Below are 13,890 nucleotides of genomic sequence, written 5' to 3' on the forward strand. Positions count from 1 at the left end.
GGTCCTTTATTCTCCTTGGAGTAAATATGAAAATTGAAAAGAACGTAGTTGTAAGCCTTGCTTACCAAGTGAAATTGGAAGACGGTGTTGTTGTTGATCAGTCTACGGCTGATGCGCCACTAGATTACCTACATGGCAACAACAACCTAATCACTGGTCTTGAAACAGCACTAGAAGGTAAGGAAGCAGGCGCTAAGTTCTCTGTAACCGTTTCTCCAGAAGAAGCATACGGTGAGCACAACGACGCACTTGTACAACGTGTTCCTGCAAATGTATTCCAAGGTGTTGAGCAAATCGAAGTAGGCATGCGTTTTCTAGCGGATACTGACCAAGGCCCAATCCCTGTAGAAGTGACTGAAGTTGATGGCGACGAAGTGGTTGTTGATGGTAACCACATGCTTGCGGGTCAAACTCTGACTTTCGACGTTGAAGTTGTAGCGGTACGTGAAGCGACAGCAGAAGAAGTTGAGCACGGTCATGTTCACCAAGCTGGTGGCTGTGGTCACGACCACGATCACGAAGGTGGTTGTTGTGGTGGCGAAGGCCATGATCACGGTGAAGAGAAGAAAGATGGCTGCTGCGGTGGCGGTAGCTGCGGTTCTCATTAATCCGTTAGCTTAGAACTAGATTGTAAAAGGCGTTTCCCGCTGTACGGGAAACGCCTTTTTTGTTATTAACTTATCAGTCAACTCGTTGTTAGGAGAGCCGTCGATGACTCAACCATTCTCAATCGCCATTCATGGCGGAGCCGGAACTATATTACGTGATCAAATGAGCGAAGAGTTAAAGGCTTCCATCCTAGCTGACCTTGAAGCATCGGTTCGCGCTGGGCATAGCATTCTAGCTCAGTCGGGTGATGCGCTTGATGCGGTCGTTGCCGCGGTTAAAGTGCTCGAAGACTCACCTAACTTTAATGCAGGCAAGGGCTCTGTCTTAACTCATAAAGAGATGGTTGAAATGGACGCCTCTATCATGCACGGCAAAGATAAAAATGCCGGTGCCGTGGCAGGTGTTCGTCATATCAAAAATCCTATCGAGCTTGCACGAGATGTGATGAACAAGAGCAACCATGTCTTACTGATTGGTGAAGGGGCCGAGGAGTTTGCATTCGAGCATGGTTACGAGTTCACCGAGCAGGACTATTTTTTCACTGACCGCCGCTATGAGCAGCTGCTATCGATGAAAGAGAAAGGCTTGTTTGCTTTGTCGGAGTCTAAATACCCCGATGATAAGAAATACGGCACTGTAGGGGCGGTAGCACTGGATCAGCAAGGCAATATTGCGGCGGCAACCAGCACTGGGGGTGTGACTAACAAGAAATATGGCAGGGTAGGTGACTCTTCGATCATTGGCGCTGGGACATTTGCTGAAAATGGCAATGTTGCTGTTTCCACCACAGGAATGGGAGAGTTCTTCATTCGTCAAACTGTCGCGGGCGATGTTGCCGCAAGAATGCGTTACTTGAAAGAAGATTTAGCCACTGCATGTGAGACGATTATTCAAGGAGAGCTCAAAGAGATGGGCGGAGAAGGTGGTCTGATTGCCGTTGATGCCCAAGGACAGCTCCATTTTGCGATGAACAGCAGTGGCATGTACCGAGCAGGCATCGACGCAAATGGTCGCTTTAGCGTGAAAATCTACGCAGATGAGTAGCTAGTAAGCGACTTGAATCCAGCAAGAGTGCTATTAAGTCGCTGATATCATTCGACGTTAGCTGAGTCGCCCCTTTATTTAAGCGGTATTACGCTTAGATGATTAAAAAATGACTGCAAGAAATGTGATTCAGTGCTAGAATCCATTTTTAACTAGCAACAGATACTGGAAAGATGGGAAATAACGTAGTCGTTCTGGGCACCCAATGGGGTGACGAAGGTAAAGGTAAAATTGTTGACCTTTTAACTGAAGATGCAAAGTATGTGGTTCGCTACCAAGGCGGTCACAACGCAGGTCACACTCTTGTAATTGACGGTGAAAAAACCGTTCTTCACTTAATTCCATCAGGCATCCTACGCGATAACGTAAAATGTGTTATCGGTAACGGCGTTGTACTATCGCCTGAAGCACTTCTTAAAGAAATGAAGCCTCTTGAAGCGCGTGGTATCCCGGTTCGTGAGCGTCTTTTCGTTTCTGAAGCTTGTCCTCTAATTCTTCCTTACCACATCGCTATCGACAACGCGCGTGAAATCGCTCGTGGTGCTAAAGCGATTGGTACAACTGGTCGTGGTATCGGTCCAGCTTACGAAGATAAAGTTGCTCGTCGCGGTCTTCGCGTTGGTGACCTTTTCGATAAAGAAATGTTCGCTGAGAAACTAAAAGAAGTAATGGAATTCCATAACTTCCAACTAGAGCACTTCTACAAAGCTGAAACAGTAAGCTACGATGAAGTTCTTGAGCAGTGCATGGGTTACGCTGACCTACTAACCTCTATGGTTATGGACGTAACTGACGAACTAGACGCAGCACGTAAGCGCGGCGACAAGGTAATGTTCGAAGGTGCTCAAGGTACTCTACTAGACATCGACCACGGTACATACCCATACGTAACTTCATCTAACACGACTGCTGGTGGTGTTGCTGCAGGTTCTGGTTTCGGTCCTCGCCACATCGGTTACATCCTTGGTATTACTAAGGCTTATTGTACTCGCGTTGGTTCAGGTCCATTCCCAACTGAGCTTTACGATGGTCAAGACAAGCAAGACCCAGTAGGTAAGCACCTAGGTGATGTTGGCCACGAGTTTGGTGCAACAACAGGTCGTCTACGTCGTACAGGTTGGTTCGATGCAGTGGCAATGCGCCGTGCAATCCAAATCAACTCTCTAACAGGTATGTGTCTGACTAAACTAGACGTTCTTGATGGTCTAAAAGAGATCAAGATCTGTACTGGTTACAAGATGAAAGATGGCTCTATCCTAGAAGTTTCTCCAATGGCTGCAGAGTCATTCGAAGAAGCGACGCCAATCTACGAAACTATGCCAGGTTGGTCTGAGACAACATTTGGTGCTAAGTCTCTAGACGCGCTTCCACAAGCAGCTCTAGATTACATCAAGCGTATCGAAGAGCTAACGGGTGTACCTGTAGACATCATTTCTACTGGTCCAGACCGTAACGAAACAATTATTAAGGTTCACCCTTACCAGGCTTAATCCCTGATTGTTCAGCAATTTTAAAAACCGGCGTTTATCGCCGGTTTTTTTATAACCAATTTTTCTTGCGATTCCCTTAACTTACGGCAACAATTTGCCATAGAACGGCAATTTTGATTAAAGAGTTAGCATTGATTGCCGATACTAGTATCAAGCTTGCCGTGTTTGCGGCAAATCTGATGTTGACGAAAAAACATCAATGGTCGAAGTTAAGAGTGCAGAAAATGAAGCTAAGAAAATTAGCTGCTTCGATGGTGTTGGCGTTAAGTGCCTCATGGGTACAGGCAAATGAGTTGCCTGATATCGGTGAGCCAATACCTATATATACCGAAGCCGAACTAATTAAACTCATCAACAACAACCAACATTTAGAGCGTGTAAAAGCCGATAACTGTCAGCTTGTTGAAGATATTGTGGCTCGTGCGACTCGAATCAGCTTGCCTGCGTATGAATTTTTATACGGAGATATGTTGGCGTGGGGCGTGTGTGTCAATCAAGATGTAGAGCTAGGTCTCTACTACATGGAAAATGCTGCCCACCAAGGTTTGCCGGCTGCTCTAGAGCAGATTGGTCGTTATTATTCGCGTGGTACCTTAGTTCAGCAAGATAAAGAGCGCGCGATTCCTTACTTGCGTGAAGCGGCGGCTATGGGCAATCTCAATGCGCGTATTCACTTAGCAGAGCTGCTGCTACGTGATTATGGTAGTCCGCTTGATTATGAAGACGCCTATCGTTGGCTTTATAATTCAGTCACGGCTGATCAGCGGGTACACAAACGCATTAGTGTGTTAAGGCAAGGCTTAGAGAGGCGCATGCCTCAGAACATCATCGCCAGAGCGAAAAAGCGCGATACCTTCTGGTAACTGCTAAATAGTTAAAATGCACCTGACTTACTGCACTCGGTCGGTTGCGATAGAAACTAAATTGCCCAGCACTTGCTGGGCAATTTTATTGCGCTTAGATAGCGGAGCTCTCTTTTACTACGCGTGAAAAACAACGAAATTAAAGTAACTTACCTGTAGCTTACCTCTGGACTCGGATATACTAGGATTAAATCCTTCCTTGTTAGTTAGGCGTGCCTATGTCAGACAATATCCATAATGACCCATTTGCAGCTCGTGAATCGGAAAATTATGAAAACCCGATCCCAAGCCGTGAGTTTATACTTGAGTTCCTCAGCCAAGCTGGCGTTCCAATGAACCGCAATGATCTCTTTGAAGCTTTAAAGCTGAAAGGAGAAGATCATTACGAAGGCTTACGTCGTCGACTGCGTGCCATGGAGCGTGATGGGCAACTGGTCTTCACTCGCCGTCAATGCTACGCCTTACCAGAGAAGCTAGAAATGGTGAAAGGCTATGTGATTGGTCATAAAGATGGTCATGGCTGGGTGCGTCCTGAGGGAAGCGTCGGCAAAGATAACGACATCGTACTTCCTCATCACCAAATGAAAAACATCATCCACGGTGACTATGTCTTAGTCCAACCCACAGAGAACTCAAAGCGAGGCCGTAAGGAAGGGCGCCTAGTTCGGGTACTTGAAGAGCGCGTGACGCAAATCGTTGGCCGCTTCTTTATGGAATATGGATACTCATATGTGGTGCCCGATGATTCGCGTATTAGCCAAGACATCCTGATCCCGAATGACTTACGTGCAGGGGCGCGTATGGGTAATGTTGTGGTGATTGAAATTACCGATCGTGGCTCTCGTTCTCGCGGCATGATGGGTAAAGTGGTTGAAGTCTTGGGTGAAAACATGGCACCTGGGATGGAGACACAAATTGCGATCCGTACTCACCAAATTCCTCATGAGTGGCCTGAAGCGGTCGATAAGCAAATCGAAGGACTTGGTGAAGAAGTTCCAGAAGAGGCAAAAGCTGGCAGGGTAGACCTGCGCGAGCTGCCACTGGTGACTATCGATGGTGAAGATGCTCGCGACTTTGACGATGCTGTTTTCTGTGAGAAAAAGAAAAGCGGTGGTTGGAGACTTTGGGTCGCTATAGCTGATGTCAGCTATTACGTTCGCCCAGACAGCGCACTAGATAAAGAAGCGATTAACCGCGGTAACTCGGTTTACTTCCCATCGCAAGTGGTTCCAATGCTTCCGGAAGTGTTATCCAATGGCTTATGTTCTCTCAACCCACAAGTCGATCGCCTATGTATGGTGTGTGAGATGACCATCTCCGAGACGGGTAAGTTATCTGGCTATAAGCACTACGAAGCGGTGATGAACTCTCATGCTCGCCTGACCTATAACAAGGTACACCATATCCTTGAAGGGGATGAAGAGCTGCGCCAAAGATACGAACCGCTCGTTCCTCACTTAGAAGAGCTGCATAAGATGTACAAAGTACTTAAGCATGCTCGTGATAACCGTGGTGCGATTGAATTTGAAACGGTGGAAACCAAGTTTATCTTCAATGCGGAACGCAAGATTGACAGTATTGAACCTGTGATTCGCAACGATGCGCATAAGATTATTGAAGAGTGTATGATCCTAGCCAATATCGCTTCTGCTTCTTTGGTTGAAAAAGCAAAAGAACCGGCACTGTACCGAATTCACGAATCTCCGGGTGAACTACGTTTGCAAGGTTTCCGTGACTTCTTGGGTGAGCTAGGCCTGCACTTAAATGGTGGTTTAGAGCCATCACCAACCGATTACGCTGACTTAGTTAAGCAAATTGGCGAGCGCCAAGACAAAGAGCTGATTCAAACCATGCTGTTGCGTTCGATGAAGCAAGCGGTCTACAACGCAGATAACTGCGGTCACTTTGGCTTGGCACTAAAACGCTACGCGCACTTTACCTCGCCAATTCGTCGCTACCCAGACTTGCTATTGCACCGCGCGATTAAATATCTAATTGCCAAAGAAAATGGCACATTGAAAGATCGCTGGACACCAACCGGTGGTTGCCACTATTCATTTGATGACATGGATTTCTACGGTGAGCAATGTTCGATGACTGAACGCCGTGCCGATGATGCGACCCGCGAAGTTTCTGATTGGCTCAAATGTGAATACATGCAAGACCATGTTGGCGAGGAACTCGAAGGCGTTATCGCCAATGTGACTGGTTTTGGTTTCTTCGTTCGTCTTAGCGATCTGCATATTGATGGTTTGGTGCATATTTCAGCACTTGCGAATGACTACTATCAATTTGACCCTATTGGTCAGAGACTTATCGGTGAAAGCTTTGGTGCTATCTATCGATTAGGTGATGCAGTGAAAGTCAAAGTGCTTTCCGTTAATCTCGATGATCGTCAAATTGACTTTGAATTAGTTGAAACAAGTCGTAAGCTACGCGGCGAAGGGAAGACGGCTAAGAAGCGCGCAGCAGAGGCGAAAAGAAAAGCCAAAGAGAAAAAACGTGCCGCAACCAAAGGTGGCAAAGCAGGCCGTAAAGCCAGCCCTGACGTTGAACCAACCAAACGTCCGGAGCCATCAGAGTCGAGAGCTGGCAAGAAGCCGAAAGTGACCAAGGCGCGTAAGAAAAAGCCGGGCGCAAAACCTAAGAAAGCCAAGCGTCCTAAGAAAGCTGCGCAGTAAGAATTTAACCCAACAGGTTTTTAAATGAGTAACGAATTTATCTATGGTATTCACGCAGTCAAAGCAGTTCTAGAGCGTGAACCTGAGCGTTTCATTGAAGCGTTCGTACTAAAAGGTCGTCAAGATGACCGTCTAATGCCGATTCTGAATGAGCTACAAGTGTGTGGTGTTTCAATTCAGCAAATGACTCGTAAAACGTTAGATGACAAAGCACGCGGTGCTAACCATCAAGGTATTATGGCGCGTGTTAAACCCGCTAAACAGCTTAATGAAAATGACTTAGATAACATTCTTGCTAAGCATGAGTCACCACTACTGTTAGTTCTTGATGGTGTCACAGACCCGCACAACCTAGGTGCCTGTCTACGTAACGCTGATGCGGCAGGTGTTGCGGCGGTTATTGTGCCTAAAGACAAATCAGCGAACATTACTGCGACAGTCAGTAAAGTGGCTTGTGGCGCAGCAGAGACTGTACCTTTGGTTCGCGTGACTAACCTAGCTCGCACCATGCGTGCGTTGCAAGAGCAGGGGGTATGGTTTGTTGGTACAGCAGGTGAAGCGACACACGACATATATCAAGCAAAGCTAACAGGTTCGCTAGCTATCGTCATGGGCGCAGAAGGTGACGGTATGCGCCGACTGACTCGCGAAACTTGTGATGACTTAATCAAGATCCCAATGGCAGGCAGTGTCTCAAGTCTAAACGTCTCTGTTGCATCAGGCGTATGTCTATTTGAAGCGGTGCGCCAGCGCCTAGCTTAAAAATCCGGAACGCTGCGCTCCTAGATAACGGGAGCGCGACGCTACGAGAAAACTGAAGTTGACCTCTTGAACTAGGACGGTCAACTTTAGCTCTCCAGCTCTCCAGCTCTCCAGCTCTCCAGCTCTCCAGCTCTCCAGCTCTCCAGCTCTCCAGCTCTCCAGCTCTCCAGCTCTCCAGCTCTCCAGCTCTCCAGCTCTCCAGCTCTCCATAGGACGAAGTCCGTTCCCGCATCCCGATTCCCAACACCCATTCCCTCTACTGCGTTTATTTTTCAAACAGCACTTGCAAGTAAAATTGTGATCTGTATAATGCGTCGCACTGGTTAAGCCAGTTGTGAACCAATGAGCGAAGAGGAGCTGATTTATCTCTTTGATATTTCAGGTAATGTAGACTCAGCTTATGTTCGCGGTTAATACAATTAGCTACTTATTCTTCGGAATAACTATCCCCAGACGTGATTCTGGTATGTAGGGGTAGTTAATCGAAAATTAACTGACAATACTTCCTAATCTTGGAAGTTACGGTTTCACATAAATCAATCGGCATTCTCTCGTCTTTACGAGTTTGAGTGGCGATATTGTTTGTGTAATTTTTAATATTGGAGCTCTGTCTCATGCAGAACCAACGTATCCGTATCCGCCTAAAAGCTTTCGATTACAAACTAATCGATGCTTCTACAGCGGAAATCGTTGAAACAGCTAAGCGCACTGGCGCACAGGTTCGTGGTCCAATCCCACTACCTACTCGTAAAGAGCGTTTCACAGTTCTTATCTCTCCACACGTTAACAAGAAAGCACGTGACCAGTACGAAATCCGTACTCACAAGCGTCTAATCGACATCGTTGAGCCAACAGACAAAACTGTTGATGCTCTAATGCGTCTAGACCTTGCTGCGGGCGTTGACGTTCAAATTAGCCTAGGTTAAGGGAGATTAGAAGAATGATTGGTCTAATCGGTCGTAAAGTGGGCATGACCCGCGTATTTACTGAAGAAGGCGTTTCTATCCCAGTAACTGTTGTTGAGGTTGAAGCTAACCGTGTTTCTCAAGTTAAAACTCTTGAGACAGATGGCTACGCTGCAATCCAGGTTACTACTGGTGCTAAGAAAGCTAACCGCGTAACTAAGCCAGAAGCAGGTCACTTTGCTAAAGCAGGTGTTGAAGCTGGTCGTGGTCTTTGGGAATTCCGTTTGGAAAACGGTGAAGAGTTTGCAGTTGGCGCTGAGCTAACAGTTGAACTATTCAACGAAACAAAGAAAGTAGACGTTACTGGTACATCTAAGGGTAAAGGTTTCCAAGGCGCTGTTAAGCGTTGGAACTTCCGTACTCAAGATATGACTCACGGTAACTCATTGTCTCACCGTGCTCCTGGTTCTATTGGCCAATGTCAAACTCCAGGTCGCGTATTTAAAGGCAAGAAAATGGCAGGTCACATGGGTGCTGAGCGTGTAACGACTCAAAACCTAGAGATCGTACGTGTTGACGCTGAGCGCAATCTGCTTCTTATTAAAGGTGCAGTCCCAGGCGCAACTGGCGGTAACGTGATCGTTAAACCAGCTGTTAAAGCATAACGTCTCAGGAGTAAGTAATGGAACTAATGGTTAAAGGTGCTGATGCACTAACTGTTTCCGAAACTACTTTCGGACGTGAGTTTAACGAAGCTCTTGTACACCAAGTAGTTGTTGCGTACGCAGCAGGTGCTCGTCAAGGTACTCGTGCTCAGAAAACACGTTCAGAAGTTTCTGGCGGTGGCGCTAAGCCATGGCGTCAAAAAGGTACTGGCCGTGCACGTGCTGGTACAATCCGTAGCCCAATCTGGCGTACAGGTGGTGTTACTTTTGCTGCGAAACCACAAGATCACAGCCAAAAAGTAAACAAGAAAATGTACCGTGGTGCTATGAAGAGCATTCTTTCTGAGCTTGTTCGTCAAGAGCGTCTAATCGTTGTTGATAACTTCTCAGTAGAAGCACCAAAGACTAAAGAACTAGTTGCTAAGCTTAAAGAGCTTGAGCTAACTGACGCTTTAATCGTGACTAGCGAAGTAGATGAGAACCTATTCTTAGCTGCTCGTAACCTATACAAAGTTGACGCTCGTGACGTTGCTGGTATTGACCCAGTTTCTCTAATCGCGTTCGACAAAGTTGTAATTACTGCTGACGCAGTTAAACAAGTAGAGGAGATGCTAGCATGATCACTGAAGAGCGTATCCTAAAAGTTCTACGTGCACCGCACATCTCTGAAAAAGCAACTATGGCAGCTGAGAAAGCGAACACTATCGTTTTCAAAGTAGCTAAAGATGCAACTAAAAAAGAGATCAAAGCAGCTGTAGAAAAGCTATTTGAAGTTGAAGTTAAGTCTGTAAATACTCTTATCACTAAGGGTAAGACCAAACGTCAAGGTCTACGCCAAGGTCGCCGCAGCGACGTTAAGAAAGCGTACGTTACTTTGAAAGAAGGTCAAGATCTTGACTTCGTTGGCGGCGCGGAATAACAGGAGTAGTTAAGAATGGCTATTGTTAAATGTAAGCCGACTTCCCCTGGTCGTCGTCACGTTGTTAAAGTTGTTAACGCTGACCTACACAAGGGCAAGCCATACGCACCTCTTCTAGAGAAAAACTCTAAGAACGGTGGTCGTAACAACAACGGTCGTATCACAGTACGTCACATCGGCGGTGGTCACAAGCACCACTACCGTGTAATTGACTTCAAACGTACTAAAGACGGTATCCCAGCGAAAGTTGAGCGTCTTGAATATGATCCAAACCGTAGCGCTAACATCGCTCTAGTTCTGTACGCAGACGGTGAGCGTCGTTACATCCTAGCACCTAAAGGTGTTAACGCAGGTGATGCTATCCAGTCTGGTGTTGATGCACCAATCAAAGCTGGTAACACTCTACCAATGCGTAACATCCCAGTAGGTTCAACTGTACACAACGTTGAACTTAAGCCTGGTAAAGGTGGTCAGCTAGCTCGTTCGGCTGGTGCATATGCTCAAATCGTTGCTCGCGACGGTGCATACGTAACTATCCGTCTACGTTCTGGCGAAATGCGCAAAGTACTTTCTGAAGGCCGTGCAACAATCGGTGAAGTTGGTAACTCTGAGCACATGCTACGTGAACTTGGTAAAGCTGGTGCTAACCGCTGGCGCGGTGTTCGTCCTACCGTTCGCGGTGTGGTAATGAACCCAGTAGACCACCCACACGGTGGTGGTGAAGGTCGTACTTCTGGTGGCCGTCACCCAGTTTCACCATGGGGTCAGCCAACTAAAGGCTTCAAGACTCGTAAGAACAAACGCACTGACAAGTACATCGTACGTCGTCGTAACAAGTAATCTATATTAAAGAGGAATCGCCATGCCACGTTCTCTCAAGAAAGGTCCATTTATTGACCTACACTTGCTGAAGAAGGTAGAGAAAGCGGTGGAAAGCGGAGACAAAAAGCCTATTAAGACTTGGTCCCGTCGTTCAATGATCATCCCTACGATGATCGGTTTGACCATCGCTGTCCATAATGGTCGTCAGCACGTACCAGTATTCGTAACCGAAGAAATGATCGGTCACAAACTGGGCGAATTCGCACCAACACGTACTTACCGCGGCCATGTCGTGGATAAGAAAGCTAAGAAGCGTTAAGGAGTAGATAATGGAAGCATTAGCTAAACATAACTTTGCTCGCATTTCGCCTCAGAAAGCTCGCTTAGTTGCGGATCAAATTCGTGGAAAATCTGTAGACCAGGCTCTAGAAATTCTAACGTTCAGCAACAAAAAAGCTGCTGATCTAATCAAGAAAGTTCTTGAGTCAGCTATCGCTAACGCGGAGCACAATGAAGGCGCAGATATTGACGATCTAAATGTCGCAAAAATCTTCGTAGATGAAGGCCCTATCATGAAGCGTATTATGCCTCGTGCTAAAGGTCGTGCGGATCGTATCTTGAAGCGTTCAAGCCACATCACTGTTGTTGTAGCAGATCGCTAAGAGACTAGGAGAGTAAGCAATGGGTCAAAAAGTACATCCTAATGGTATTCGTCTAGGCATCGTTAAGCCTTGGAATGCTACATGGTTTGCTAACACCAAAGATTTCGCTGACAACCTAGACGGCGACTTCAAGGTACGTCAGTTCCTTACAAGTGAACTGAAAAAAGCATCTCTTTCACGCATCGTTATCGAGCGTCCAGCTAAGAGCATCCGTGTGACTATTCACACTGCTCGTCCTGGCGTTGTAATCGGTAAGAAAGGTGAAGACGTAGAAAAACTACGCACAGCTGTAGCTAAAATTGCAGGTGTACCAGCGCAAATCAACATCGCTGAAGTACGTAAGCCTGAACTTGATGCACAGCTTGTAGGTGATAGCATCGCGTCTCAGCTAGAGCGTCGTGTTATGTTCCGTCGTGCTATGAAGCGCGCGGTACAAAACGCAATGCGTCTAGGCGCTAAAGGTATCAAAGTAGAAGTAAGCGGTCGTCTAGGCGGCGCTGAAATTGCACGTTCTGAGTGGTATCGTGAAGGCCGTGTGCCTCTACACACTCTACGTGCTGACATTGATTACGCAACTTCTTCGGCTCACACTCAATACGGTGTGATCGGCATTAAAGTTTGGATCTTCAAAGGTGAGATTCTAGGCGGTATGCCAGCAGCTAACGCTGTAGAGCCTAAAGGCGACAAGCCTAAGAAGCAGCGTAAAGGCCGTAAGTAAGGAGTCGACAGATGCTACAACCTAAACGTACTAAGTTCCGTAAGGTTCAGACTGGTCGTAACCGTGGTCTAGCTAAAGGTACTGATGTAAGCTTCGGCGAATTCGGTCTTAAAGCTACTGGCCGTGGTCGTCTAACTGCTCGTCAAATCGAAGCGGCACGTCGTGCAATGACACGTCACGTTAAGCGTCAAGGTAAAATCTGGATCCGTGTGTTCCCAGACAAACCTATCACAGAAAAACCACTTGAAGTTCGTCAAGGTAAGGGTAAAGGTAACGTTGAGTACTGGGTAGCCCAAATCCAACCTGGTAAGGTTATGTACGAAATGGGTGGTGTACCTGAAGAATTGGCTCGTGAAGCGTTCCGCCTAGCGGCTCGTAAACTGCCATTCAAAACTACGTTTGTAACTAAGCAGGTGATGTGATGAAAGCACAAGATCTACGCGAAAAAAGCGTTGAAGAGCTTAACGCTGAGCTTTTGAATTTGCTACGTGAACAGTTCAACTTGCGCATGCAAGCTGCTACTGGTCAACTACAGCAAACTCATACTCTGAAAGCTGTACGTCGTGATATCGCACGTGTGAAAACCGTATTGACTGAGAAGGCAGGCGCATAATGAGCGACAAAATTCGTACTTCATTTGGTCGTGTAGTTAGCAACAAAGGCGATAAGTCTATCACTGTTGCTATCGAGCGCATGGTTAAACACCCAATTTACGGCAAGTTCGTAAAGCGCACGACTAAAGTTCACGCACATGACGAGAACAACGAGTGTGGCCTAGGCGATACTGTTGAAATTCGTGAGTGTCGTCCACTGTCTAAGACTAAGTCTTGGACTTTGGTAAAAGTTGTAGAAAAAGCGAAAGGCTAATCCCTTAGCTAATTCTATGATATTAAACGGCTCCAAAATTATTTTGGGGCCGTTTATTTTTTGACTACCCAATCACAAAAAAGGGTGGTACAATTCGCGTCCCTTTTAAAGAGGCAGCCCGACCCGTGATGGGTCTAGTTATTAATATTTAGCGGAGCACTAACAATGATCCAAATGCAAAGTACACTTGACGCAGCTGATAACTCTGGCGCGCGCAAGGTAATGTGTATTAAGGTCCTGGGTGGCTCACACCGCCGTTATGCACATATCGGTGACGTTATCAAAGTTACTGTGAAGGAAGCAATTCCTCGCGGTAAAGTTAAAAAAGGTGACGTTCTGAAGGCGGTTGTTGTGCGCACTCGCAAAGGCGTTCGTCGTCCAGACGGTTCTGTCATTCGCTTCGACCGTAATGCTTGTGTATTGTTGAACGACAATACTGAGCAACCAATCGGTACACGTATCTTTGGCCCTGTGACGCGTGAACTTCGTGGCGATAAGTTCATGAAGATCGTTTCACTGGCTCCAGAAGTTCTGTAAGGAGCACGTAGAAATGGCAGCTAAAATCCGTCGTAATGACGAAGTAATCGTTCTTGCTGGTAAAGACAAAGGCAAGAAAGGTAAAGTAACTAAGGTTCTAGCAACTGGTAAAGTTATCGTTGAAGGTATCAACCTTGTTAAGAAGCACCAAAAGCCGGTTCCGGCTCTAGGTCAACAAGGTGGCATCGTTGAACAAGAAGCAGCTATTGATGCTTCTAACGTTGCAATCTTTAACGCAGCTACTGGTAAAGCTGACCGTATCGGTTTCCGTTTTGAAGATGGTAAGAAAGTTCGTTTCTTTAAATCTAACAACGAAATCGTTTCTAACTAATAGAAGTAATTTGGA

At 46.5% G+C, this 13,890-nt stretch carries 19 protein-coding genes; all 19 read left to right on the forward strand.

Annotated features, from left to right (window positions below):
- Nucleotides 1–26: 26 nt before the first annotated feature.
- The 19 genes from slyD to rplX all read left to right on the forward strand — a co-directional run bounded on the left by slyD (nt 27) and on the right by rplX (nt 13,875).
- Nucleotides 27–608, forward strand: coding sequence for a peptidylprolyl isomerase (gene slyD / locus LYZ37_RS01100; protein WP_004745860.1), 582 nt, complete (start codon nt 27–29; stop codon nt 606–608).
- Nucleotides 609–711: 103 nt separating this feature from the next.
- A complete protein-coding gene (locus tag LYZ37_RS01105; protein ID WP_272786163.1) occupies nt 712–1,653 on the forward strand; it encodes an isoaspartyl peptidase/L-asparaginase family protein in 942 nt (313 codons plus the stop codon).
- Nucleotides 1,654–1,826: 173 nt separating this feature from the next.
- Nucleotides 1,827–3,143, forward strand: a complete 1,317-nt coding sequence (locus tag LYZ37_RS01110; RefSeq protein ID WP_272786164.1) for an adenylosuccinate synthase — start codon at nt 1,827–1,829, stop codon at nt 3,141–3,143.
- A 224-nt stretch (nt 3,144–3,367) separates the two neighbouring features.
- Complete coding sequence (gene motX, locus LYZ37_RS01115; RefSeq protein WP_004745868.1) at nt 3,368–4,006, forward strand: flagellar protein MotX; 639 nt, start codon at nt 3,368–3,370, stop codon at nt 4,004–4,006.
- Between the two features lie 218 nt (nt 4,007–4,224).
- On the forward strand, nt 4,225–6,687 hold the full coding sequence (gene rnr, locus LYZ37_RS01120) for a ribonuclease R (protein WP_272786165.1): 2,463 nt from the start codon (nt 4,225–4,227) through the stop codon (nt 6,685–6,687).
- Between the two features lie 24 nt (nt 6,688–6,711).
- Nucleotides 6,712–7,449 (forward strand): 23S rRNA (guanosine(2251)-2'-O)-methyltransferase RlmB, encoded by a 738-nt coding sequence (rlmB, locus tag LYZ37_RS01125; RefSeq protein WP_272786166.1) that lies wholly within the window; start codon nt 6,712–6,714, stop codon nt 7,447–7,449.
- A 614-nt stretch (nt 7,450–8,063) separates the two neighbouring features.
- Nucleotides 8,064–8,375 (forward strand): 30S ribosomal protein S10, encoded by a 312-nt coding sequence (gene rpsJ / locus LYZ37_RS01130; RefSeq protein ID WP_004410492.1) that lies wholly within the window; start codon nt 8,064–8,066, stop codon nt 8,373–8,375.
- Between the two features lie 14 nt (nt 8,376–8,389).
- Entirely contained in the window at nt 8,390–9,019 is a 630-nt protein-coding gene (gene rplC / locus LYZ37_RS01135; protein WP_004745874.1) for a 50S ribosomal protein L3, read from the forward strand.
- Nucleotides 9,020–9,036: 17 nt separating this feature from the next.
- Nucleotides 9,037–9,639, forward strand: coding sequence for a 50S ribosomal protein L4 (rplD, locus tag LYZ37_RS01140; protein WP_004745875.1), 603 nt, complete (start codon nt 9,037–9,039; stop codon nt 9,637–9,639).
- Nucleotides 9,636–9,938, forward strand: a complete 303-nt coding sequence (gene rplW, locus LYZ37_RS01145) for a 50S ribosomal protein L23 (protein ID WP_004398471.1) — start codon at nt 9,636–9,638, stop codon at nt 9,936–9,938. Before rplD ends, rplW begins: the two co-directional genes overlap by 4 nt.
- Before the next feature lie 15 nt (nt 9,939–9,953).
- Entirely contained in the window at nt 9,954–10,778 is an 825-nt protein-coding gene (gene rplB / locus LYZ37_RS01150) for a 50S ribosomal protein L2 (protein WP_004410474.1), read from the forward strand.
- 22 nt (nt 10,779–10,800) lie between these two features.
- Complete coding sequence (gene rpsS, locus LYZ37_RS01155) at nt 10,801–11,079, forward strand: 30S ribosomal protein S19 (RefSeq protein ID WP_004745876.1); 279 nt, start codon at nt 10,801–10,803, stop codon at nt 11,077–11,079.
- Nucleotides 11,080–11,089: 10 nt separating this feature from the next.
- A complete protein-coding gene (gene rplV / locus LYZ37_RS01160) occupies nt 11,090–11,422 on the forward strand; it encodes a 50S ribosomal protein L22 (protein ID WP_004745877.1) in 333 nt (110 codons plus the stop codon).
- A 19-nt stretch (nt 11,423–11,441) separates the two neighbouring features.
- Complete coding sequence (rpsC, locus tag LYZ37_RS01165) at nt 11,442–12,140, forward strand: 30S ribosomal protein S3 (RefSeq protein WP_004745879.1); 699 nt, start codon at nt 11,442–11,444, stop codon at nt 12,138–12,140.
- Nucleotides 12,141–12,151: 11 nt separating this feature from the next.
- Nucleotides 12,152–12,562, forward strand: coding sequence for a 50S ribosomal protein L16 (gene rplP, locus LYZ37_RS01170; RefSeq protein ID WP_004410459.1), 411 nt, complete (start codon nt 12,152–12,154; stop codon nt 12,560–12,562).
- Nucleotides 12,562–12,753, forward strand: a complete 192-nt coding sequence (gene rpmC / locus LYZ37_RS01175; protein ID WP_004410456.1) for a 50S ribosomal protein L29 — start codon at nt 12,562–12,564, stop codon at nt 12,751–12,753. The genes rplP and rpmC overlap by 1 nt, the downstream gene beginning before the upstream one ends.
- Nucleotides 12,753–13,007: a 30S ribosomal protein S17 gene (rpsQ, locus tag LYZ37_RS01180; protein WP_004745881.1), complete on the forward strand. Its 255-nt coding sequence runs from the start codon at nt 12,753–12,755 to the stop codon at nt 13,005–13,007. The genes rpmC and rpsQ overlap by 1 nt, the downstream gene beginning before the upstream one ends.
- Before the next feature lie 165 nt (nt 13,008–13,172).
- A complete protein-coding gene (rplN, locus tag LYZ37_RS01185; RefSeq protein ID WP_004745883.1) occupies nt 13,173–13,544 on the forward strand; it encodes a 50S ribosomal protein L14 in 372 nt (123 codons plus the stop codon).
- Between the two features lie 13 nt (nt 13,545–13,557).
- Nucleotides 13,558–13,875, forward strand: a complete 318-nt coding sequence (gene rplX, locus LYZ37_RS01190) for a 50S ribosomal protein L24 (protein WP_004745885.1) — start codon at nt 13,558–13,560, stop codon at nt 13,873–13,875.
- Nucleotides 13,876–13,890: the final 15 nt, after the last annotated feature.

This window comes from Vibrio tubiashii, from assembly GCF_028551255.1.
Lineage (GTDB): Bacteria > Pseudomonadota > Gammaproteobacteria > Enterobacterales > Vibrionaceae > Vibrio > Vibrio tubiashii_B.